We start from the raw sequence: 21,358 nt of genomic DNA on the forward strand, positions 1-21,358 counted from the left end.
CGAAGCTTCACCGTCTCCCGAACAGCTTCTCGATATCGCTCAGCTTCAATTCGACATAGGTCGGCCGGCCGTGGTTGCACTGGCCGGAATTCGGCGTGTCTTCCATTTCGCGGAGCAGCGCGTTCATCTCTTCCGGCTTGAGGCGGCGGCCGGCGCGGACCGAGCCGTGGCAGGCCATGGTGGCGGCGACATGCATCAGCCGCCGTTCCAGCGGCAAGGCTTCGTCCCATTCCGCCATGTGTTCGGCGAGATCGCGCAACAGGCCCGCGGCATTGGCCTTGCCGAGCAGCGATGGCGTCTCGCGCACCGCGACCGCGCCGGGGCCGAAAGTATCGATCGCAAGCCCGAACGTCGCCAGTTCCTCGGCGCGATCGAGCAGTCGTTCGACGGTGGCTTCGTCGAATTCGACGATCTCGGGAATCAGCAGGATCTGCCGCTGCACGCCGTTTTTCGCCAATGAGGCCTTCAGCCTTTCATAGACGATGCGCTCATGGGCGGCGTGCTGATCGACCACGATCAAGCCGTCGCGGGTCTGCGACACGATATAGGTCTCGTGGATCTGCGTGCGCGCGGCGCCGAGCGGACGGTCGAGCAGGTCGGCGGAAGGCTGCGCCTCGAAGCGGACGTCGGCGGTCGGCGTGCCGACATCGAAGGCGGCCTGTCCGGGCTCGGCGAAGGCCTGCGCGGCGGCGCCATCGAACGACGGCATCGGCCGCGCCGGATAGGCCGGCGAGGCGCGCCAGTCCCAGTTGCCCGGGCGTGGCGCGAACGACGGCGCAAAAGCGGGACGAAACGCCGACAGCGCCGAGCCGTCGGTATTGGCGGCGGTGCGCTTGCCCTCGCGGGCGAGGCCGTCTTTGAGCGCATGCACGATCAGCGCGCGAACAAGCCCGGCGTTGCGAAAGCGCACCTCGGTCTTGGCCGGATGCACGTTGGCATCGACCTCCTGCGGATCGGTTGTCACGAACAGCGCCACCACCGGATGGCGGTCGCGCGGCAGATAGTCTGAATAGGCCGCGCGCACCGCGCCGAGAATAAGCTTGTCGCGCACCGGGCGGCCGTTGACGAACAGATATTGCCCGAGCGCGTTGGCGCGGGTCAGCGAGGGTGCTGCGGCAAAGCCTTCCACCGTCACGCCCTCACGCTCGGAACGCACTTCAATGGCGCTGGAGCGGAAATCGCTTCCTAGGATATCGCCGAGCCGCGTCAACCGGCCCGCCGCGCCCGGCAACGCCGCGGCCCAGGTCACCGGCGCGCGTTCCTCGCCGGCCAAGGTGAAGGCAATATCGGGCCGCGCCATCGCGAGGCGGCGCACCACTTCGCGGATCGCTTCGGCCTCGGTGCGGTCGGTCTTGAGGAATTTCAGCCGCGCCGGTGTCGCATAAAAGAGATCGCTGACCTCGACGCGGGTGCCTTGCGAGAGCGCGGCCGGCATGATCGCCGATTTCTCGCCGCCTTCGACGACAAGCGACCACGCATGCGGCTCGCCGGCATGGCGCGTGGTGATGCCGAGTTTGGCGACCGCGCCGATCGAGGGCAGCGCCTCGCCGCGAAACCCCAGCGTGCGGATTTGCAGCAGGTCCTCGTCGTCGAGCTTGGAAGTGGCGTGGCGATCGACGGCGAGCGCGAGGTCGCAAAAGGTCATGCCGCTGCCGTCGTCGGTAATGCCGATCCGCCGCCGGCCGCCGCCATCGGTGAAAATGTCGACCCGGCTGGCGCCGGCGTCGATGGCGTTCTCGACCAGTTCCTTGACCACACTTGCGGGGCGTTCGACCACCTCGCCGGCGGCGATGCGGTTGACGACCTGTTCGGGGAGCTGGCGGACGGGCATGGCCTGTTGGTAGCCGATTTGGGGTCAGGGCGGGACTCAAACCGGCCGGTTTTCCCGGTGAATCCCGGGTCCAAATATAGTTGGCGGCGGGCGAACCGAAAGCCCGGCCGGTCGGCTCTATGACACGAGAGCGCATGAGTTCTCTCGTCAAATCAAAGGAGCTATCATGTTTTATCGCAAGAATTTGCCGGGCTGGGAGCGGGCTGTGCGGGTGATCGGGGGCGGGGCAATGATCGTGTACGGACTGACGATGGCCGGCTATCTGATGGCTGGCGCCGGAGTGTTTGTGATCGCGACCGGCTTTTTCGGATTTTGCCCGATGTGCGCCATGGTCGGCCGGAGGCTGCCGTCGTCATGACGGCTGCCCTGACCACGGTGGCCCGCGCCAGCCGCTGCGATCCCTCGCTGATCGAGGCCGCCCGCGGCGGGGACGAGAAAGCGCTGGTGTCGCTGATCGCAGCGGCCCAGCCCGATGTCCGCCGCTATGCCGCGCGCAATTGCCGGGTGTCGGATGTCGATGACGCCGTGCAGGATACGCTGATGGTCCGGGAGTATCTGGTACGGGATTGAAGACTCAATCGTCGTAGCGTTTTGCTCCGCGCCCGGCCTTGACGTCGCTGCGGCGCTTCTTGCCTTCCAGCCGGCGCTGCTTCGATCCGAAGGTCGGCTTGGTGGCCCGCCGCGGGATCGGCCGCACCATGGCCTCGCGCAGCAGTTCGAGCAGGCGGTCGATGGCATCGGCCCGGTTGCGCTCTTGGGTGCGGAAGCGCTGGGCGTGGATCACGATGACGCCGTCCTTGGTCATGCGCTGGCCGGCCAGACGGTTGAGCCGCAGCGAGGCGTCCTCCGGCAGCGTGACCTTACGCGTGTCGAAGCGCAACTGGGCTGCCGTGGAGAGCTTGTTGACGTTCTGCCCGCCCGGACCGGAGGCGCGGACGAAATCGATCACGATGTCGTTCTCGTCGATTGTGAGGTCGCGGGAGATCCGCAGCATGGTTCACCGGGCAAATGAGAATCGGCGAGCGCACCATAGCGGTTTTGTGTGGAGGTTGCTTCGCGGCTCCCGCTTGCGGGGGAGGGTTAAGGAGGGGGAGCCGCAACGGCGGTGCACGTGGCTGCCCCCTCTCCAACTCTCCCCCGCAAGCGGGGGAGAGGGCGCAGGGTGCGGTGTGGCTGCCTAATTCGCCTTCGGCGTCGCTGCGGCCGGCTGGGCGGCGGCCTGCGGGGCGCGGCCGACGATGACGGTCAGCAGGCCCTGGCCCCACAAAAACTTGGCGGCCTTCTTGGTGTCGTCGAGCGTCACGGCGTCGACAATGGCATTGCGCTTCTCGATGTAGTCGATCGGCAGCCTGTCGAGCTGGTATTGCAGCATCCCCTGCGCCAGCTTCGAGGAGGTATCGAGCGCCAGCATCTGCGAGCCCTTGAGGTACGACTTGGCCTCGTCGAGCTCCTTCTGGGTCGGGCCGTCCTCGGCGATGCGGCGGATTTCCTTCTCGACCGCATCGACGGTCTCGCCGGCGCGATCGGCGCGGGTGCCGGTATTGCCGACGAACAATGCGGAATGATCCATCCAGAGCAGCGACTCGTAGACCGAATAAGCGAGGCCGCGCTTCTCGCGAACTTCCTTGTAGAGCCGCGACGACAGCCCGCCGCCGCCGAGGATGTGGTTGACGACGTAAGCCGCCATGAAATTCGGATCGTGGCGGCCGATGCCGGGGCCGCCGAACGTCACCACCGTCTGCGGCACGTCGAGCGGGATGAAGGCGCGCTGCGGCGGCTTGGCGGCCTGGACGTCCGGTATCGGCGTCAGGTTGGCTTTCGCCGGCAATCCGCCGAACGTCTTGTCCAAGAGCCTGCCGAGCGTGTCGGCATCGACGTCGCCGACCACGGCGATGCGCAGCGTATCCTTGGCGATCACGCGGCCGACGTAGTCCTTGAGGTCGGCGACATCGATCTTCGGCACGCTGTCGAGCGTGCCGTTGGCCTGCCGGCTGTAGGGATGGTCGCCGAAGGCTATTTCGAGGAACTTGCGGCTTGCCAGCGCGGACGGGTTGCTGGTGTCGCGTCGCAGTCCGGAGATCACCTGCGCGCGGATCCGCTCGACATCGGCGGTGTCGAAATGCGGCGAGGTCAGCGACATCCGCAACAGGTCGTAGGCCTCGTCCTTGTTGTCCTTGAGCATCCGCAACGATCCGCGGAAATAATCCCGTGTCGACGAGAAGCTCAATTCGATGGCGCGGCGGTCGAGGCGCTCGTGGTAGGCTGCGGAATCGAGATCGCCGGAGCCCTCATCGAGCAGGCTGGCGACCATGTTGCCGACGCCGGATTTGCCGGCCGGATCCTGGACAGCGCCGCCGCCGAAGGCATATTCCATCGCGATCAGGGGCACGGTGGCGTCCTGGACGAACCAGGCCTCAATGCCGCCGGGCGAAACCAGCCGCTGGATTTTGGCGGCGGCATGCGACGGGGTCGACGCGAGCGCGGTCAGCGCGGCGCAGGCAATGACGATGGATGCGAAGCGCTGCGCGCCAGTCTGAAAACGGATCACGAGCGTTTCTCCTCGCGCTTCGGCGCGGTGGTATCCTTGATCAAATAGCCGGTCACCGAACGCTTCTTGTCGAGCCATTTTTGAGCGGCGTTACGGACCTGCTCGGCGGTGACGGCGCGAATCCGGTCGGGCCAGCTTCTGATATCGTCGATCGAAAGCCCGGTGGTGAGTGCGCCGCCGTACCAGCGCGCCAGCGTCGCCTGGCTGTCCTGGGCGTAGATCGCTTCCGCAATCAGTTGCGTCTTGACCCGCTCGAGATCTTCGGCGCGGGCGGGGTTCTGGATCACGTCGGCGATCACGCGGTCGATCACCTGTTCGATCTGCGCGAATTCGACGCCGGATTTCGGCGACACCAAGATCGAGAACTGCGACGGATCGAGCGAAGTGCCCTGATAGCCGGCGCCGGCACTGATCGCGAGCGGATTGTCGATCACCAGCGCTCGGTAGAGGTAGGAGTTGGTGCCGCCGCCCATCAATTGCGCCAGCACGTCGAGCGCCGGGCTCTCGTCGGCGGCAGCGGTCGTGGACGAGGGGACGAGGTAGTAGCGCCGCAGACCGGTCTGTTCGACGCGGGGATCGGACAGCGTCACGGTACGCGGCGCCGCGGGCTCCGGCTCCTGCGGGCGGATGCGCTGCGCGGGGATCGCCGGCTGGGCGGGAATGGCGCCATAGGCATGTTCCACCATCGGGCGAATGTCCTTGGCGTCGACGTCGCCCGCGATCACCAGGATCGCATTGTTCGGCGCGTAGAAGCGCTTGTAGAACGCCAGCGCATCCTCGCGGTTGAGCTTCTCGATTTCCTGATGCCAGCCGATCACCGGCCGGCCGTAGGGATGGTTGAGATACAACGCCGCCATGATCTGTTCGGTCAGCCGCGCATCCGGATTGTTGGCGACCCGCATGTTGAATTCCTCGAGCACGACATCGCGCTCGGGCAGTACGTTCTCGTCCTTGAGAATGAGACCGGTCATGCGGTCGGCCTCGAAGTCCATCATGCTCGCGAGTTGCTCGCGCGGCACGCGCTGGAAATAGCCGGTGTAGTCGACCGAAGTGAAGGCGTTCTCGTTGCCGCCGATCCGCAGCACGGTCTGGGAAAACTCGCCGGCCGGATGCTTGCTGGTGCCCTTGAACATCAGGTGCTCGAGGAAATGCGCCAGCCCCGATTTGCCCGGCGTCTCGTCGGCGGAGCCGACCTTGTACCAGATCATCTGCGTCACGACCGGGGTGCGGTGATCGGGGATCACGACCACCTGCAGGCCGTTGCCGAGGGTGAAGCTGGCGGGACGTTCCGACGTTACCGTGGTCTGGGCGAAGGCGAGGCCGTTGGAAAATGTCGAGACAAGGGCTGCGGCAACGAGCGAAACGGCAAGGCGGTGCGATGTCATCATGACCTGTCTGGCGCGTATCCCGCAAAAGCGGTTACCGGTTCTGCGATGAGAATTCGCGCAATTGTTGGAAGCGAACCCGAACCAATCGTTCGGGATGAGGCCGCGGCATCGTACACCGCGCCGCTACCCGCGAATCGTCACGAAGCCGAGAGATCGGCTTAACTATTCGCCATACTTGCCGGCGGCCGGATTGTATTCCTTGTTGAGCGATTCCTTCGGTCCGGTGCCGTAGGCAAAATTCGGCGACGGCGTCTGATAGCCGGGCGGCGGCATGGTCAGGGTTTCGCGCGTCGGCTCCTCCTTGAAGGGAGCCGTCTCGGTCTTGTTGCCGCCGAACAGGCCGCTGAAGCCGCCGTTATAGCCGAGCTGCGACGGGCTCAGGATCGGGTTGTTGAAGGAGTTGCCCGGCGTCACCGGATCGCTGCTGGATGGCTTCGACGCCGCGGTCTTGCCGACCGCGAGTTCGGCCGGCGTCAGAATGCGGGCCGCGGCGACCGGATCCTTGTTCTCCTTCTTGCGAGCCGCCGCTGCTGCCTTGCGGCGCTGCTCGTCGGGATCCTTTGGCCAGTTCGGCGCCTTTACTTCGGCCGAGGTACCTGCCGGCGGCGGCAGGTCGATCTTGGGCGGAACCACCAGCGGAGAACGCTCGCGGTAATCGATGCCCTTGTTTTCCATGTTGGTGCCGCCGATGCCGGCCATGATGCCTTCGATGACCTTTTCCTCGAAGGTCTTGTCGTCTTCGTCGTCGTCACCGGCGCGAACAGGGCCGGCAGCCATCACGAGGCCGATGCCAAGGGTAATGGCGGCGAGCCGCAGCGCCCGCGTCAGCGATCGAGAGCGTTTTCCAGCGAAGTGGACCCGGTTCGCGTCAAGAAAACGCGTCAAAGGAAATCCAGTCTGCAACATCCGGAAGCTGGCTTCGGTTTGGCGCATCGCGCTGTTCCCATTCAAGTTTCCGCAAACGGTGGGGGCCGGCTTAGGGAGCAATCCCCAAGGTCCGTATCGGCCGGGATCAGGGCGCTTTTGCGGCGGGTATCCCCAGGAAGGAGTCATACAATAGGGCCGCTACCCCGGCAACAATGGCCACATCCGCAAGGTTAAACACGTACCAGCTGTACCTGATTCCACTGATTTCGAGATGGAAATGGGCGAAATCGACCACCGCGCCGTGCAGGAACCGGTCGATGCCGTTACCGACAGCACCGCCGATGATCAGGCCGAGCGCGACGGTCGCCAGATAGGTGCGGGACCGGGCCATCCAGACTGCCAGCACGATCACGGCCACCACCTTGACCGCCATCAGGCCCACCTGGGCGATAGGGCTGTCGGACTGCAGCCAGCCGAAGCTGATTCCGACATTCCAGGCCAGCTCCAGATCGAAAAACGGAGCGACCTTGATCGCACCGCGATGGGCGATGTCGAGCACGTTGAGCAGCCAGAGTTTCGAGGCCTGGTCGGCGACCAGGGCTGCAATCGCGGCGATGACGCCGGCGCGGAGGTGAGGGGTCACACCGCCACTCCCAGCGCCTTCCACTCCCGCAATGCCTGCGCATCGCGCGGCGAGACATCGGGGTATTCGGCGTCTTCGCCCACGGTCGGCAGGATCTTCCACGACCGCGCGCATTTGATGCCGACCGCCTTTTCGACCACCACCGCGACGCCCTGCACGTCGCCGAGCGTAAAGGCGCCGGCTGGTGCTGTGTCATTGGTCACCATCGCGTTCGAGGTGATGCAGACTTCGGCGAGATCGACGTTGAACAGCGTGTTGAAGATGTTCTTGTCGGAGACATAAACCAGCGGCGAGGCCTCCAGCGAGGAACCGATGTTCTTGGCGGCGCGTTCGAGTTCGAGCGCGCCGGTGACGACGCGTCTGACATCGCGGATGGTTTCCCACTTGGCGGCGAGCGCCTCGTCGCTGAATTTCTCGAACCCTTCCGGGAACAGCGTCAGGTGCACCGACGGCTCGGCGTCCGGCCGGTACATCCGCCAGGCCTCGTCGCAGGTGAAGCTCAACACCGGCGCCAGCCAGCGCAGGATCGCGTCGCAGATGATGTCGATCGTGGTCAGTGCGGCCTTGCGCGCCAGCGACGACGGCGCGTCGCAATACAGCGCGTCCTTGCGGATGTCGAAATAGAACGCCGACAATTCGGTGTTCATGAACGCCGACAGGCTCGCCACCACCGTCTTGTAGTCGAACTCGGCATAGGCTTGGCGCACGATCGCGGCGCGGCCGGCGAGCTCGTGCAGCATCAGCCGCTCCAGCTCGGGCATGTCGGCAAAGGCCACCGCATCGCTCTTCTTGAAGTGATGCAGCGAGCCGAGCATCCAGCGGATCGAGTTGCGCAGCTTGCGATAGGTCTCGATGGTGTTCTTGAGGATTTCCGGCCCGATGCGCTGGTCGTCGGCATAATCGGTGGCGCAGACCCAGAGCCGGAGGATATCGGCGCCGGAGTCCTTCATCACCTTCTGCGGCTCGACGGTGTTGCCGACCGACTTCGACATCTTGCGGCCGTTCTCGTCGAGCGTGAAGCCGTGGGTGAGGACGACATCAAACGGCGCGCGGCCGCGGGTGCCGCAGCTTTCCAGCAGCGACGACTGGAACCAGCCGCGATGCTGATCGGAGCCTTCCAGATACATCACGGTATCCCGGCCGCCGTCGACCTTGCGCTTGACGCCGGCCAACCCGGGGAAGTGCACGGGGTCTTCCAGCACGAAGGCGTGCGTCGAGCCGGAATCGAACCAGACGTCGCAGATATCGTCGACCTTCTTCCATTCTTCATTGGAGAGGGTCCCGAGGAAGCGTTCGCGGGCGCCGTCCATGTACCAGGCGTCGGCGCCTTCCTGCTCGAAGGCATCCGCGATGCGCTTGTTGACGGCTTCGTCCTGCAGGATTTCGGCCGAGCCGTCGCCCTTCTCGCGCACGAACACCGCGATCGGCACGCCCCAGGCGCGCTGGCGCGAGATCACCCAGTCGGGCTTGCTGTTGATCATGCCGTTGATGCGGTTCTGGCCTGACTGCGGCACCCATTGCGTCACCGAGATCGCGTGCAGCGCGCGGGCCCGCAGCGTATCGCCAGGCTTGGCCGTGCCGCTATCGGCGATGTCCATAGCCGCGGGCTTGCCCGGGGCGTCCACAATAGGTTTATCCATCGCGATGAACCATTGCGGCGTGTTGCGGAAGATCACCGGCTTCTTCGAACGCCAGGAGTGCGGGTATTGATGCTTGAGCCGGCCGCGCGCGAGCAACTTGCCGGCCTCGATCAAGGCCTTGATCACGGCCTCGTTGGCGTCGCCCTTTTCGCCCTTGTCGTTGATCACCCGCTTGCCGGTGAAGCCCGGCGCATGGTCGGTGAAGGCGCCGTTCTCGTCGACGGTGTAGGGGATCGTGGTGTTGATGCCGCGCGCTTCCAGCTCGCGCGCGTTCGCCATCCAGACGTCGAAGTCCTCGCGGCCGTGGCCGGGCGCGGTGTGCACGAAGCCGGTGCCGGTATCGTCGGTGACGTGGTCGCCGGGCAGCAATGGCACGGTGAACTCGTAGCCGCCGCCGACGCCCTTCAGCGGGTGGGCGCATTCCACGGCGTCGAGCGTGTCGGCCGGCAGGTCGCGCACCTTCTTGTAGGCCGTGACGCGCGCCTGCTTGAACACGCCTTCGGCCAGCGCATCGGCGAGGATCAGCAGGTCGCCGTTCCTGGCCCAATTGTCTGATGGCGCGTCGGTGACCTCATAGAGGCCGTAGGCGATCTTCGGCGAGAACGAGATGGCGCGGTTGCCGGGCAACGTCCACGGCGTGGTGGTCCAGATCACGACGGAGGCGTTGGCGAGTGCGCCATGCGCCGGCGAGGTGACCGGAAATTTCACCCACACCGTATCGGAGGTGTAATCCTCATATTCGACCTCCGCCTCGGCCAGCGCGGTCTTTTCCACCACGCTCCACATCACCGGCTTGGAGCCGCGATAGAGCGTGCCGTTGGCGGCGAACTTCATCAGCTCGCGCGCGATCTGGGCTTCGGCCGGATAGCTCATGGTGGCGTAGGGATGGTCCCAGTCGCCGATGATGCCGAGCCGCTTGAACTCGTCGCGCTGCACGTTGAGCCAGTGCGTCGCGTACGCGCGGCATTCCTTGCGGAACGCCACCATTGCCGCCGAGTCGCGGAAGTCGGGCTTCTGCTTGCCCTTGGAACGATAGTTCTCTTCCTCGATCTTCCATTCGATCGGCAGGCCGTGGCAGTCCCAGCCCGGCACGTAGTTGGAATCGAAGCCGAGCATCTGCTGGCTCTTGGTCACCACGTCCTTGAGGATCTTGTTCAGGGAGTGGCCGATATGGATGTTGCCGTTGGCGTAGGGTGGACCGTCATGCAGCACGAATTTGGCGCGGCCGCGTGCCCCCTCGCGCAGCTTGCCGTAGAGGTCGATCTCGTTCCAGTATTTCAGGATTTCCGGCTCGAGCCTGGGCAGGCCGGCGCGCATCGGGAATTCCGTCTGCGGCAGGAACAGGGTTTTGGAATAGTCGGCAACGTCGGACTTTTGCGGATTTTCGGACATGAATGCTCTGATTTGGCTCGTAGACGGCGCGAAAACGCGGATGAAGCAGGGGCATCCCGGTCTTGCGCCGAGCCGAAGCTCAGGCGGAAGCCGGGCCGCTAATGCGTATGGTGCGCCGCGCGAACATGGGGCCACTCCATAGCAGCCGGCCGGGGAAATCGCAAAGCCCAGCGGGCATGCAGGGCCGGCCTATCGCTGGCGAGGCCGGGCTGGATTGCCGGTCACGGTCTGGCCCGCGCCGACGTCCCTTGCGACCACGCTGCCGGCCCCGATCACCGCGCCGTCGCCGACGGTGACGCCGGGCAGGAGTATGGCGCCGCCGCCGATCCATACATCGCTGCCGATCCGTACCGGGCGGCCGAATTCGACGCCGGAGCGCCGCGTTTCCGCGTCGCGCGGATGATCGGCGGCATAGATCTGCACCGCCGGCCCGATCTGGGTGCGGTCGCCGATCGTCACTTCGACGACGTCGAGGATGACGCAGTTGAAGTTCAGGAACACATTGTCGCCGAGACGGATGTTATAGCCATAGTCGCAGAAGAACGGCGGCCGGATCACGGCATCCTTGCCGACGTGAGCGAGACGTTCGCGCAAAAGCGCGTGACGCTGCGATACCGGCAGCGCCAGCGCCGCATTGTAGCGAACCAGCCAGGCTTTGGTCGCGGCCTGATCGGCGCCGAGTTCGGCGTCCGGATGGTACAGTTCGCCCGCCAGCATCTTCTGTTTTTCGGTCTTGCTCAGCCGACTTCTCCGAGCTTCGGAAACGCATCGGGCGCGGCGGCCAGGGCCGCGCGGGCCCGGGTGCTGTCGTCGTCCATCTGCCGGATCAGGACGTCGATGTTGTCGAATTTCAGCTCGTCGCGGATGAAACCGATGAAGGCGACGTCGAGTTTGCAGCCATAGAGGTCGCCCCTGAAGTCGAACAGGAACACTTCCAGTAGCGGCGCGCCATTGTCGAAAGTCGGGCGGCGGCCGTAGCTCGCCACGGCGTCGAAACGTTCGGCGCCGCGGCCGACCCGGACCGCATAGATGCCGTGCTTGAGCCCGCAGGTCTTGTCGAGGCGGATATTGGCGGTGGGATAGCCGAGGTCGCGGCCGCGTTTCTCGCCGTGGATCACCTCGCCGGTGACGAACCATGGCCCGCCCAACATCTCGGTGGCGTCGGCGATCTGGCCTTCCGCCAGCGCCATGCGGATTGCGCTGGAGGAAACCGGCCGCTCTGCGATGTCGACATGGGCCTGGACATCGACCTCGATCCCGAGCCGCGGCGCCTCGCTGACCAACAGGCTGGGCGAGCCGACGCGGCCCTTGCCGAAATGGAAGTCGTAGCCGACCGCAATTCCTGAGATGCCGAGCCGCCGGATCAGGTCATGGTGAATGAAATCTTGCGCGCTAGTTCCGGCGCGGCCCTTGTCGAATGTCATCACCACACAGCCGTCGAGCCCGGTCCCGGCCAAAAGCCGCAGCTTGCTGGCCTCGTCGGAGAGGCGGAATTGCGGGCTGTTCGGGCTGAAGAAACTACGCGGATGCGGCTCGAAAGTGACGGCAAAAGCCTGACTTCCGTGGGCCCGGCCCATCTGCAGGGCAGCCGTGATGACCGCGCGGTGGCCGAGATGGACGCCATCGAAATTGCCCATGGCGACGACGGCCCCCCGCGGGATCGCCGCGTCGGGGGTAGAGTCTCGGATAACGGTAAAACCAGGTGTCATTGCAGGATTTCTTGGCAGGGGTTCTTGGCAGGTTTCTTGGCAGGTTTCTTGGCGGGGATGCTCTGGGAATTGGGTCTTTCGCGGCCGGACCGTGACGCGGCGGCCGCTTCGAAGTCAAGCGGGCAGGGCAGTCCTGAAAACGGCTGTCTCAAAACCAATGCAATCCGGCTGTTTCGGGTTAACGGGCTGTTTAACGCCTGATGCTACAGGTGGGGGGAGGACTGCGGGTCGCGCAGGCCTGCCGGTGGTTTGTGGCGTAAGCGTCGAGTGGGGGAAAAGATGGCGGTTGATCTATCGATGTCGGTTCTGGTGGTCGACGATTACAACACCATGATCCGTATCATCCGAAATCTTTTGAAGCAGCTCGGCTTTGAGAATATCGATGATGCCAGCGACGGTTCGGCGGCGCTGGACAAGATGCGCGGCAAGAAATACGGGCTCGTGATTTCCGACTGGAACATGGAGCCGATGACCGGTTACGACCTGCTCAAGGAAGTCCGTGCCGATCCCAACCTGGCCACCACGCCCTTCATCATGATCACGGCGGAATCCAAGACCGAGAACGTGATCGCGGCCAAGAAGGCCGGCGTCAACAATTACATCGTCAAGCCGTTCAACGCGGCGACGCTGAAGACCAAGATCGAAGCGGTCTTCCCGGATATGGCGACGGCGTAAGCCGCAATCTGGCTGACTGATATCGAGTTAGTGATGCCCGGCCTCGCGCCGGGCATTTTGCGTTACCAGCGCAATTCCCGCGTCAGGGCGCGGGGCGGGTGGCCGAACAGCTCCTTTACCGAAGCCGGGTCGAGCTGGTCGATGCCCTCGAATTCTTCGGAGTGGATGCCGCGGGTCACGAACAGGCAATCGATCCCGAAGCCGAGCGCGCCGGTGAGATCGGTGCGCACGGAATCCCCGATCGCGAGCACGCGGTCGAGCGACGGCGCATGGCCGCGGCGCTCGGCGGCGAGTTGCATTGCGCGCTCATAGATCGGCCGGTGCGGCTTGCCGTAGAAGATCACCTCGCCGCCGAGCTCGCGGTAGAGTTCGGCGATGGCGCCGGCGCAATAGATCAGGCGGTCGCCGCGCTCGACGACGATGTCGGGGTTGGCGCAGACGAACGGCAGCTTGCGTTCGAGCGCCTGCAGCATCATCGCACGATAGTCTTCCGGCGTTTCGGTTTCGTCGTCGAACAGGCCGGTGCAGACGATGTAGTCGGCCTGCTCCAGCGGGCCGATGACGGGATCGAGCCCGCGATAGATCGAATTGTCGCGTTCCGGACCGACCCAGAACATCTTCTTGCCGGGGTGGTCGGCGACGAAATGCCGGGTCAGGTCGCCGGAAGAGACGATTGCGTCATAGGTTTCGTCGGCGATGCCGAGCTTGCGCAACTGCCGCTGCACCGAATCGGCCGGCCGCGGCGCGTTGGTGATGAGAATGACGGTGCCGCCGCGTTCACGGTAGGTGTGCAGCGCCTCGCAGGCCTCGGGAAAGGCTTCCAGCCCGTTATGCACCACGCCCCAGATATCTGACAGCACCACCTCGACGCCATCGACGAGGTCGCGCAGCCGTTCGACGAACCGCAATGAGGTCATGATATCGGGTGCCGGTTAGCCCGGTCCGCCGACGCGGCGCGCCAGCGCGGCGTTGCCGGTCGTCCGCGGCGGAGGCTCGGTGGCCGGACCGGCGATGGGAGCGGGGTGGCCGGGGCCTTCGGGAGCATTGGAGCCATTGGAACCGTTGGATTCTGCCTTGTTCGGGGTGGCCCCGCCGGTAGCAGATGCCCCCTCGGGCCGCAACGGCCGGGGTGGCGCAAACAGGAACCCTTGTCCGAAGCGGACGTCGTAATCGAGCAGGTCCACCACGGCGCGCTCGCCCTCGATCTTTTCGGCGATCAAATCAATTCCAAAGCGGCCGAGCAGATCCGACAGATCGGAGGGATGGATGTCCGAGTTCGTGCTCTGCCGGGGATCGAGCAGCAGCGCGGCCGGCACCTTGATGAAACGGACGCCGCGGTCGGCGAGTTCCCGGGGCTCGATCCGGAGATCGCTGACATGGTCGATCGAGAACCGGTAACCGCGCTGCGACAAAGCGGCGAGATGCTCGGTCTCGGTAGGCCCCAGATTGCGGAATGTCGCCTGCTTGAATTCCAGCACGAAGGACGGCGCCAGCGCGCGGTTGGCCTCGAGGAAATCGAGGCACTGGGCGAAATTCGCCGGGTTGCCGAGCGTGGCCGCGGAGACGTTGCAGAACACGCCGACTTCCTTGTTGCGCACCATCAGGCGGCGCAGCACCTGCACACAGCGCAGCATCACCATGTGATCGATACGCCCGATCAGTCCGCCGGCTTCGGCGATGGCGATGAAATCGTCGGCGGCCAGCACCTCGTCCTTGTCGTCGCGCAGCCGCGTCACCGCCTCGTAGAAGCGCACCTTGCGCTGCGGCAGCGTCACCATCGGCTGCAGGTAGATGTCGAGCCGGTTTTCCTCGATGGCGTGCTTGACGGCGGCGAGGAGCTGCGGCTGGCCGCGCGCAGGCGCTGCGACGACCGATGCTGCCGCTGCCGGTTTGGCAGCGGCCGGCGCTGGGGTGCCAACCGGGGCCGATGGGGCGATCGCCGGGGCTGTCTCCAGTGTTTTGGCTTCCACCAACGGCAGTTCGTCTTGCCCTTCGGAATCAGGCTTGTCGGCGGTTGGGGGAGCAACGGCGCCGGCGGCCAGCAGATCGTCATGACCGGCAACCGAGGCGGCGAGTTGCTTGACCAGCACGCCGAGTTCGTTGATCTCGCCGACCACGGCCTGGATACGGTCGGCGCCGGCCGAATTCGCCGACACCACCCGGCCCTCGACGGCGGCGAGCCGCCGGCCGAATTCGGCGACCTGGCGGGCGAGGTCGGCGGTGCCGCGTGACAGGTCGGCGATCTGGCTGCCGACATCCGAGCGGTCGCGCAGCCGCATCGATACGGCGTTGTAGAGGATCAGGAACGTCAGCGCGGTGAGCGCCACGATCGCGGATTCCGATCCGCTGATGCCGGCCATCGAATGCAGCACCAGGCCAAGCGAGGCTGCGACCAGCACCATGCAGATGGCGATGAAAATCGTCGAAATGCGAATCATGTCGCGCGCTACGCCCTCAAGTCCGAACTGCGCCCACCCGGGAAAACACGGAAGTCTTCAGGCATGGTCCATGTCTGCGCTCCCCCAAGCGCTGCAACCTTAGCATCAATGTTGATTCGCGGGGCTAGTGTTCTTTTGACACGGTCGGAACTGCGCCTGCTTTCTCGCGCTGCGGGGCGAGGGGCAGGCCGATGAGAAGAAGGGGCGGTTATGCCGTAACGTTCGGCAGCGCTAGAGATCGGCCGCGGCGATCCAGAACACCTCGCCCTCGGAATCCTCGGTATCGAGCCAAAGCAGCGGCAGTTCCGGGTAGGCGTCTTCCAGTTGCGGGCGGCAGCGGCCGATCTCGCACAGCAGCCCGCCCCGCGGCGTCAGATGCGCGTGCGCCTCGTCGAGGATGCGCCTGACGATGTCGAGCCCGTCGGCGCCGCCGTCAAAGGCGAGTTTCGGCTCGGCGCGGCATTCGCGCGGCAGGTCGGCCATGCCTTCGGCGTCGACATAGGGCGGATTGGAGATGATGAGGTCGTAGCGCTTGTCGCGAAGCGGCTTGAACAGGTCGCCGCGGTGAAGCGTGAGGCGGCCTTCGAGCCGGTAATCCCCGACATTGCGCGCGGCAACCTCGAGCGCATCCTTTGAAATATCCACCGCGTCGATTTCGGCGTTGGGAAAATGCTGCGCCGCCAGAATGGCCAGGCAGCCGGAGCCGGTGCAGAGGTCGAGCACGCTTTCGACCGAAGGGGGATCCGAAATCAGCGAGCCGCCTTCCTCGTTGCCGTCACCGCCGAAATGGGACTCCAGCAACTCGCCGATGAAGGAACGCGGCACGATGGTGCGTTCGTCGACATAGAACGGCAGGCCGCGCATGTAGATCTTGTTGACGAGATAGGCGGCAGGCTTTCGGGTGGTGACGCGGCGCTCGATCAGGTCGAGGATCTTTTTGCCTTCGGTCACGGTAACGCGCGCGGTCGCGAACGTCTCGAGCTGGTCGGGGTGAAGATGCAGCGCCTCGCAGATCAGGAAGGCGGCCTCGGCGAGCGGATCGGTGGTGCCGTGCGCGAATACCAGTTTGGCCTCGATGAAGCGGCTGACGGCAAAGCGGACGAAATCGAGCAGTGTCAGCAATTCGCCCGGGCCGACTTTGGGAAATTTCGCTGCGGCTGGGCTACGTTTGGCCGCCGGCTTTGTGCGCTTCGCCATCACGATTTGGTCCAGCGCGCCGCGGCGGTTTCATCGTGGCCGCGTGCCTCGATCCAGCTGGTGCCTTTCTGGCTTTCCTCGCGTTTCCAGAACGGCGCGTTGGCTTTCAGATAATCCATCAAAAACTCCGCCGCCTGAAATGCCGCCTGGCGGTGCTGGGACGCCGTCAGCACCACGACGATATTCTCGCCGGGGGTGATGCGGCCGACGCGATGAATGACGGTCAATCCCGTCAGCGGCCAGCGCGCCATCGCCTCGTCGGCATGCCGTTGGATCTCGGCCTCGGCCATGCCGGGGTAATGCTCCAGCGTCAACGCCGCGATCGGCTCGCCGTTCTCGCTGCCGCGGCAGATGCCGCTGAAGGTGACGACCGCACCGACATCGGTCCGGCTTTTGGTCAGCGCCGCGATCTCGTGGCCGATGTCGAAATCGGCTTCCTGGATACGGATGGTGACGGCGCTCATGGGAACATCTTTGATTTGACGCGTTTTCTTGACGCGAACCGGGGTCCACGTCGCTTGAAAACGCTTTGTTAGCCGCCGGTCATCGGCGGGAAGAACGCAATCTCCCGGGCGCCGGCGATAGCCGCGTCCGGCCTGACATGGGCCTGGTCGATCGCGGCGCGGATCACCCTCGGCGTCTCGAAGGCGTAGGCGTAAGTGTCGCCGCGCGCAGACAGCCAGCCGATCAGATCATCAACCGTGCGCACGCTGGCGGGCGGCTCGACGATTTCCTCGGCGACGCCGATTCGCTCGCGTACCCAGGCGAAATATTTGACCTTCATTCCTCATCCTCCTTGATGAGGTGATGAATGCCGGCGCGGAAATAATCCCAGCCGGTGTAGATCGTGAAGATCGCCGACATCCACAGCAGCACGATGCCGATCAGGGTGGTCGCGGGCAGGATCTGCTCGCCGGCTTCGCCGGCGATCAAAAAGCCGATCGCGACCAGCTGTACCGTGGTCTTCCATTTCGCCAGCTTGGTCACGGGTACGCTGACCCGCAAGGCGGCGAGATATTCGCGCAGGCCGGAGACCAGGATCTCTCGGCACAGGATCACGATGCCTGCCCACAGCGTCCAGCCGTGGATTGAGTTGTCGGCCGCCAGGATCAGCAGGCAGGAAGCCACCAAGAGCTTGTCGGCGATCGGATCCAGCATCCGGCCGAAGGCGGACTGCTGGTCCCAGATTCGCGCATAGTAGCCATCCAGATAGTCGGTCACCCCGGCGGCGATGAACACCGCCAGCGCAACCCAGCGCAGCCACAGCGGGCCGTCCATGATGGATTGGCCATAGACGCAGCCGACCACCACCGGGATCGCGGCGATGCGGGCGTAGGTCAGGATATTCGGCAGGGACAGGCTTTTTGGCTGTTTGGCCTGCCCTTTGGTGGTGGTCGCGATGTTCATCCGTCTTACCAATACCGCTCGAGCCTGAAGGTCAACCATGCGGACATAAGATGCCACAGGCGACGTTCATGTGAATCGCCCCCGGTTTAACCCGGTTGGGCATGGAAAAACTCGAAAATCTTGCGGGCGCTTTCGGCGCTAACGCCTGGAACCTTGCCAAGGTCCGCGATCGAGGCCCGCTCGATTTCCTTCAGCGTTCCAAAGTGATGCAGCAAGGCACGTTTGCGTGACGGGCCGATGCCCGGGATTTCCTGCAGGCCGGCCTCCCTGATGTCCTTTTTGCGCAGTTTGCGGTGCGATCCGATCACGAAACGATGGGCCTCGTCGCGCAGCCGCTGGATGAAATACAGCACGGGGTCGCGGGGCTCGAGCTTGATCGCCTCCCGGCCGGGCATGAACAGGGTCTCGCGGCCGGCATCGCGGTCGGGGCCCTTGGCCACCGCCATCAGCGAGACCTGGGTCAGCCCGAGCCCCTCGAAGATTTCCCTGACCGCATTGAGCTGGCCGCGGCCGCCGTCGATGATGACGAGGTCGGGCCATTGCGGAAACGAATCGTCGTCGGCCTTGGCACCAGATTTTCCTTGGGCGGCATCGCCCTCCGGCGGCTTCAACAGCCGCTTGAAACGCCGTTCCAGCACCTCGCGCATCATTGCGTAGTCGTCGCCCGGCGTCAGGCCTTCGGACTTGATGTTGAACTTGCGGTACTGGTTTTTGATAAAACCGTCCGGTCCCGCCACGATCATCGCGCCGACCGCGTTGGTGCCCTGGATGTGGCTGTTGTCGTAGACCTCGATGCGCTTCGGCGGCACCGGCAACTGCAGCGTGGTGGCCATGCCCTGCAACAGCCGGCCTTGGGTGGCGGTATCGCTGAGCTTGCGGCCGAGGGCCTCACGCGCATTGGTCAAGGCATGCGCGATCAGCTCTTTCTTTTCGCCGCGCTTCGGCGTCGAGACTTCGACCTTGTTGCCGGCCTTGACCGCGAGCGCGTCGGCCAGCAATTCGCTCTCCTCGATCTCGTGCGACAGCAGGATCAGTTTCGGCGGCGGCTTGTCGTCGTAGAATTGCGCCAGGAACGAGGCCAGCACTTCCTCCGGGGTGAATGATTTTTCCGCGCGCGGAAAATAGGCGCGGTTGCCCCAGTTCTGGCCGGTGCGGAAGAAGAACACCTCGACGCAGGAATAGCCGCCCTCCTGATGGATGGCGAACACGTCGGCCTCTTCCACGGTGCGCGGATTGATGCCCTGCTGCGACGTGATCGCCGAAAGGGCTGCGAGGCGGTCGCGGTAGAGCGCGGCGGTCTCGAATTCGAGTTCGCCCGAGGCCTTCTCCATCTCGCCGGCGAGCTGCTTCTTGACGTCATGGCTGCGGCCCGACAGGAAGTCGCCGGCCTCGCGCACCAGTTCGGTATAGCCGGGAAAATCGATCTCGCCGGTACAGGGGCCGGAGCAGCGGCGGATTTGATAGAGCAGGCAGGGCCGGGTGCGGCTTTCGAAGAAGCCGTCGGTGCAGGAGCGGATCAGGAACGCGCGCTGCAGCGCCGTGATGGTGCGGTTGACGGCGCCGGCGTTGGCGAACGGCCCGAAATAGCGGCCGGGACGCGATTGCGCGCCGCGATGCTTGAGGATCTGCGGCGCCCAATGGTCGCCAGTGATCAGGATATAGGGAAACGACTTGTCGTCGCGCAGTTGCACGTTGAAGCGCGGCCGCAACTGCTTGATCAGGTTGGCTTCCAGCAGCAGCGCTTCGGTCTCGGTCGTGGTGGAGATGATCTCGACCGTGACGGTCGCTGCGATCATGCGCAGGATGCGCGCCGGCAGCGGTGCATTGACGCGGGCGTAGGACGACAGCCGCTTGCGGACGTTCTTGGCCTTGCCGACGTACAGCACGTCGTTTCCGGCATTGAGCATGCGGTAGACGCCGGGCGAGGTCGGCGCCAGCCGCACCGCGTTTTCGATCGCGGCATGGCCGACCGCCAGCGTGCCTTCGGCCACAGGATCTAAGGTTTCCTCCGCGGCTTCCGGCAGGCGCGCTTCGTCGTCTTCCTCGGCGGCTGACGTCGCGGGATCGACGTCGGCAGAGACAAGGCCCTCGGGCGGCAAATCGGCTTGCGAGCCCCGGCGCGGCTTGCGCGGGACCTTCGGATGGTCGGCAGAATCGTGATCCATGGGCCTAAATTAAGCGCTGGAAGGCCGCATCGCCAGCGCCAGCATCCGGAAAAGCGGAAGCCGAACTTGCCGAAAGATCACGCCCGAACAAGCAGATGGCAAGCGGGCCTGGGCGCGCGGCGGGGCCAAGGGAAACGGCGCTGGTAACGCATTCTTAAGAATGATGAGCGGGCGGTAACCCAGCTTAACAACCCTTTAACTTAAAACTCTCGATAAATCTTACGGGAAAAAATTGGAATTCCGTAACCAAGCCGGCGTGTTGAACCGGCGGTCGCGGCAGTTGCGTGGAGTTGCGTGATGAACAAGTCTGTTTTGCGGGCGCTGGTGTTGATCGCAGCCGGCTGGACCATGTCGGCGCAGGCGGCCGATCTCAACTACGGACGCGCGCCCTATACCGTCAATCAGCCGCTCAATGCCTATAGCTGGGCCGGTCCCTATCTCGGCGGCAACCTCGGCTATGCCTGGGGCTCGGTCGACAACAATCCGACCAAGCCGTCGGGTTTTGCGGGCGGCGTTCAGGCCGGCTACAACTGGCAGAACGGTCCCTGGGTGTTCGGCGTCGAAGGCGACATCCAGGCGAGCGGCGCCGAGCAGACCTTTGCGCCGTGGAAATTCTCCAATCCCTGGTTCGGCACGCTGCGCGGCCGGGCCGGCTATGCCCTCAACAACGTGTTGTTCTACGGTACCGGCGGTCTGGCGTTCGGCGAACTGCGCGCTACCACCTTCGGGCTGTCGGAATCCAATACCAATGCGGGCTGGACGCTCGGCGTCGGCGCAGAAATGGGCTTTGCGCCGAACTGGAGCGCCAAGGTCGAATATCTTTATGTCGATCTGAACAACAGCAATTTCGTCGTTACAGGTGCGTCAAACGGCTACCGGTTCGGATTGATACGAGCCGGCGTGAACTATCACTTCTGAGAACAAGAAAACCATTCGTGACAACCTCCCGGCGGCCGCAAGCCGCCGGGATTTTTTTGGCCGGCGGCCACCGCCTTGTGGTGCCTGCGGTGCACGCCTCCACGATCCCGGAGACGCCGCCGCGCCCGGCCGAATTTTCGCCGGCAAGAACTCGTCTGCTTCCGAGCGTAAGCGTCAGCTCACGCTGAAATCACCAGGTTGACCGCCTTGGGGCCTTTGCCCTTCTTGTCCGGTTCGACCTCGAACGTAATGCGCTGTCCCTCAGTCAGATCCTTCAATCCGGCCCGCTCCACGGCGGTGATGTGAACGAACACATCGCGACCGCCGTCATCGGGCTTGATGAAGCCGTAGCCGCGCTCTCCATTGAAGAACTTGACCGTACCAGTCATGGCCATCGGGAACTCCTCCCCCGTACTGCTCCGCCGGTACGCACAATCTGCGTATCGGCCGACCGGACATTCGCTGCCGGAAGCTTGGCCACCTGAGCCGATCGGGTCACGCCACCGATCCGCCTGGATTTTTCTTAGGCCTTGATCACTC

21 protein-coding genes are annotated in these 21,358 nt (G+C 64.6%); 4 read left to right on the forward strand and 17 right to left on the reverse strand.

From position 1 onward, the window contains the following. Positions 1-7: 7 nt before the first annotated feature. Positions 8-1,831, reverse strand: a complete 1,824-nt coding sequence (gene mutL, locus BLS26_RS25075) for a DNA mismatch repair endonuclease MutL (RefSeq protein ID WP_092515263.1) — start codon at positions 1,829-1,831, stop codon at positions 8-10. Positions 1,832-1,997: 166 nt separating this feature from the next. On the opposite strand from mutL, the gene BLS26_RS25080 reads away from it, so the two are divergent. Both BLS26_RS25080 and BLS26_RS25085 read left to right on the forward strand, forming a co-directional pair. Beyond that, positions 1,998-2,189 carry a DUF2892 domain-containing protein gene (locus BLS26_RS25080; RefSeq protein WP_092515264.1) on the forward strand — a complete coding sequence of 64 codons (192 nt, stop codon included), beginning with the start codon at positions 1,998-2,000 and terminating at the stop codon, positions 2,187-2,189. Further along, the gene (locus BLS26_RS25085) at positions 2,186-2,401 is read left to right on the forward strand and encodes an RNA polymerase sigma factor (protein WP_092515265.1); all 216 of its coding nucleotides are present in this window, start codon (positions 2,186-2,188) and stop codon (positions 2,399-2,401) included. Before BLS26_RS25080 ends, BLS26_RS25085 begins: the two co-directional genes overlap by 4 nt. Before the next feature lie 4 nt (positions 2,402-2,405). Here BLS26_RS25085 and arfB read toward each other — a convergent pair whose 3' ends face one another. The 8 genes from arfB to BLS26_RS25125 all read right to left on the reverse strand — a co-directional run bounded on the left by arfB (position 2,406) and on the right by BLS26_RS25125 (position 12,018). Then, entirely contained in the window at positions 2,406-2,825 is a 420-nt protein-coding gene (gene arfB, locus BLS26_RS25090; RefSeq protein WP_092515266.1) for an alternative ribosome rescue aminoacyl-tRNA hydrolase ArfB, read from the reverse strand. Positions 2,826-3,008: 183 nt separating this feature from the next. Further along, entirely contained in the window at positions 3,009-4,379 is a 1,371-nt protein-coding gene (locus BLS26_RS25095) for a M16 family metallopeptidase (protein WP_371360665.1), read from the reverse strand. Continuing rightward, entirely contained in the window at positions 4,376-5,764 is a 1,389-nt protein-coding gene (locus BLS26_RS25100) for a pitrilysin family protein (protein WP_092518542.1), read from the reverse strand. Before BLS26_RS25100 ends, BLS26_RS25095 begins: the two co-directional genes overlap by 4 nt. A gap of 165 nt (positions 5,765-5,929) precedes the next feature. Next, entirely contained in the window at positions 5,930-6,700 is a 771-nt protein-coding gene (locus BLS26_RS25105; protein ID WP_371360666.1) for a hypothetical protein, read from the reverse strand. A gap of 79 nt (positions 6,701-6,779) precedes the next feature. Next, entirely contained in the window at positions 6,780-7,277 is a 498-nt protein-coding gene (gene lspA, locus BLS26_RS25110) for a signal peptidase II (RefSeq protein ID WP_092515268.1), read from the reverse strand. After that, positions 7,274-10,309 carry an isoleucine--tRNA ligase gene (gene ileS / locus BLS26_RS25115; protein ID WP_092515269.1) on the reverse strand — a complete coding sequence of 1,012 codons (3,036 nt, stop codon included), beginning with the start codon at positions 10,307-10,309 and terminating at the stop codon, positions 7,274-7,276. Before ileS ends, lspA begins: the two co-directional genes overlap by 4 nt. 189 nt (positions 10,310-10,498) lie before the next feature. Further along, positions 10,499-11,050 carry a sugar O-acetyltransferase gene (locus BLS26_RS25120; RefSeq protein WP_092518544.1) on the reverse strand — a complete coding sequence of 184 codons (552 nt, stop codon included), beginning with the start codon at positions 11,048-11,050 and terminating at the stop codon, positions 10,499-10,501. Then, positions 11,047-12,018: a bifunctional riboflavin kinase/FAD synthetase gene (locus BLS26_RS25125; RefSeq protein WP_092515270.1), complete on the reverse strand. Its 972-nt coding sequence runs from the start codon at positions 12,016-12,018 to the stop codon at positions 11,047-11,049. The genes BLS26_RS25120 and BLS26_RS25125 overlap by 4 nt, the downstream gene beginning before the upstream one ends. Before the next feature lie 279 nt (positions 12,019-12,297). On the opposite strand from BLS26_RS25125, the gene BLS26_RS25130 reads away from it, so the two are divergent. Beyond that, on the forward strand, positions 12,298-12,693 hold the full coding sequence (locus tag BLS26_RS25130; protein ID WP_027536997.1) for a response regulator: 396 nt from the start codon (positions 12,298-12,300) through the stop codon (positions 12,691-12,693). A gap of 62 nt (positions 12,694-12,755) precedes the next feature. Here the strand turns inward: BLS26_RS25130 and BLS26_RS25135 are convergent, their stop codons facing one another. The 7 genes from BLS26_RS25135 to uvrC all read right to left on the reverse strand — a co-directional run bounded on the left by BLS26_RS25135 (position 12,756) and on the right by uvrC (position 19,900). Then, the gene (locus tag BLS26_RS25135; RefSeq protein WP_092515271.1) at positions 12,756-13,610 is read right to left on the reverse strand and encodes a TIGR01459 family HAD-type hydrolase; all 855 of its coding nucleotides are present in this window, start codon (positions 13,608-13,610) and stop codon (positions 12,756-12,758) included. 15 nt (positions 13,611-13,625) lie between these two features. Beyond that, positions 13,626-15,131 carry an EAL domain-containing protein gene (locus BLS26_RS25140; RefSeq protein ID WP_092515272.1) on the reverse strand — a complete coding sequence of 502 codons (1,506 nt, stop codon included), beginning with the start codon at positions 15,129-15,131 and terminating at the stop codon, positions 13,626-13,628. A 231-nt stretch (positions 15,132-15,362) separates the two neighbouring features. Then, a complete protein-coding gene (gene prmB, locus BLS26_RS25145) occupies positions 15,363-16,328 on the reverse strand; it encodes a 50S ribosomal protein L3 N(5)-glutamine methyltransferase (protein ID WP_092515273.1) in 966 nt (321 codons plus the stop codon). Beyond that, positions 16,328-16,792, reverse strand: a complete 465-nt coding sequence (locus BLS26_RS25150) for a molybdenum cofactor biosynthesis protein MoaE (RefSeq protein WP_092515274.1) — start codon at positions 16,790-16,792, stop codon at positions 16,328-16,330. The genes prmB and BLS26_RS25150 overlap by 1 nt, the downstream gene beginning before the upstream one ends. 68 nt (positions 16,793-16,860) lie before the next feature. Beyond that, complete coding sequence (gene moaD, locus BLS26_RS25155) at positions 16,861-17,112, reverse strand: molybdopterin converting factor subunit 1 (RefSeq protein ID WP_092515275.1); 252 nt, start codon at positions 17,110-17,112, stop codon at positions 16,861-16,863. Then, positions 17,109-17,735: a CDP-diacylglycerol--glycerol-3-phosphate 3-phosphatidyltransferase gene (pgsA, locus tag BLS26_RS25160; protein ID WP_092515276.1), complete on the reverse strand. Its 627-nt coding sequence runs from the start codon at positions 17,733-17,735 to the stop codon at positions 17,109-17,111. The genes moaD and pgsA overlap by 4 nt, the downstream gene beginning before the upstream one ends. Positions 17,736-17,821: 86 nt before the next feature. Next, the gene (gene uvrC, locus BLS26_RS25165) at positions 17,822-19,900 is read right to left on the reverse strand and encodes an excinuclease ABC subunit UvrC (protein WP_092515277.1); all 2,079 of its coding nucleotides are present in this window, start codon (positions 19,898-19,900) and stop codon (positions 17,822-17,824) included. A 297-nt stretch (positions 19,901-20,197) separates the two neighbouring features. Between uvrC and BLS26_RS25170 the strand changes: the two genes are divergently transcribed. After that, positions 20,198-20,818 (forward strand): outer membrane protein, encoded by a 621-nt coding sequence (locus tag BLS26_RS25170; RefSeq protein ID WP_172804685.1) that lies wholly within the window; start codon positions 20,198-20,200, stop codon positions 20,816-20,818. A gap of 179 nt (positions 20,819-20,997) precedes the next feature. On the opposite strand, the gene BLS26_RS25175 is transcribed toward BLS26_RS25170, so the two are convergent. Continuing rightward, entirely contained in the window at positions 20,998-21,213 is a 216-nt protein-coding gene (locus BLS26_RS25175; RefSeq protein WP_074823868.1) for a cold-shock protein, read from the reverse strand. Between the last annotated feature and the right edge of the window lie 145 nt (positions 21,214-21,358).

Source organism: Afipia sp. GAS231, assembly GCF_900103365.1.
GTDB lineage: Bacteria > Pseudomonadota > Alphaproteobacteria > Rhizobiales > Xanthobacteraceae > Bradyrhizobium.

Excerpts from the sequence above, each read along its gene's own strand:
- mutL (WP_092515263.1), bottom strand. The coding sequence starts at position 1,831 with ATGCCCGTCCGCCAGCTCCCCGAACAGGTCGTCAACCGCATCGCCGCC.
- BLS26_RS25080 (WP_092515264.1), top strand. The coding sequence starts at position 1,998 with ATGTTTTATCGCAAGAATTTGCCGGGCTGGGAGCGGGCTGTGCGGGTG.
- BLS26_RS25085 (WP_092515265.1), top strand. The coding sequence starts at position 2,186 with ATGACGGCTGCCCTGACCACGGTGGCCCGCGCCAGCCGCTGCGATCCC.
- arfB (WP_092515266.1), bottom strand. The coding sequence starts at position 2,825 with ATGCTGCGGATCTCCCGCGACCTCACAATCGACGAGAACGACATCGTG.
- BLS26_RS25100 (WP_092518542.1), bottom strand. The coding sequence starts at position 5,764 with ATGACATCGCACCGCCTTGCCGTTTCGCTCGTTGCCGCAGCCCTTGTC.
- BLS26_RS25105 (WP_371360666.1), bottom strand. The coding sequence starts at position 6,700 with ATGCGCCAAACCGAAGCCAGCTTCCGGATGTTGCAGACTGGATTTCCT.
- ileS (WP_092515269.1), bottom strand. The coding sequence starts at position 10,309 with ATGTCCGAAAATCCGCAAAAGTCCGACGTTGCCGACTATTCCAAAACC.
- BLS26_RS25125 (WP_092515270.1), bottom strand. The coding sequence starts at position 12,018 with ATGACACCTGGTTTTACCGTTATCCGAGACTCTACCCCCGACGCGGCG.
- BLS26_RS25130 (WP_027536997.1), top strand. The coding sequence starts at position 12,298 with ATGGCGGTTGATCTATCGATGTCGGTTCTGGTGGTCGACGATTACAAC.
- BLS26_RS25135 (WP_092515271.1), bottom strand. The coding sequence starts at position 13,610 with ATGACCTCATTGCGGTTCGTCGAACGGCTGCGCGACCTCGTCGATGGC.
- BLS26_RS25140 (WP_092515272.1), bottom strand. The coding sequence starts at position 15,131 with ATGATTCGCATTTCGACGATTTTCATCGCCATCTGCATGGTGCTGGTC.
- prmB (WP_092515273.1), bottom strand. The coding sequence starts at position 16,328 with ATGGCGAAGCGCACAAAGCCGGCGGCCAAACGTAGCCCAGCCGCAGCG.
- BLS26_RS25150 (WP_092515274.1), bottom strand. The coding sequence starts at position 16,792 with ATGAGCGCCGTCACCATCCGTATCCAGGAAGCCGATTTCGACATCGGC.
- moaD (WP_092515275.1), bottom strand. The coding sequence starts at position 17,112 with ATGAAGGTCAAATATTTCGCCTGGGTACGCGAGCGAATCGGCGTCGCC.
- pgsA (WP_092515276.1), bottom strand. The coding sequence starts at position 17,735 with ATGAACATCGCGACCACCACCAAAGGGCAGGCCAAACAGCCAAAAAGC.
- uvrC (WP_092515277.1), bottom strand. The coding sequence starts at position 19,900 with ATGGATCACGATTCTGCCGACCATCCGAAGGTCCCGCGCAAGCCGCGC.
- BLS26_RS25170 (WP_172804685.1), top strand. The coding sequence starts at position 20,198 with ATGAACAAGTCTGTTTTGCGGGCGCTGGTGTTGATCGCAGCCGGCTGG.
- BLS26_RS25175 (WP_074823868.1), bottom strand. The coding sequence starts at position 21,213 with ATGGCCATGACTGGTACGGTCAAGTTCTTCAATGGAGAGCGCGGCTAC.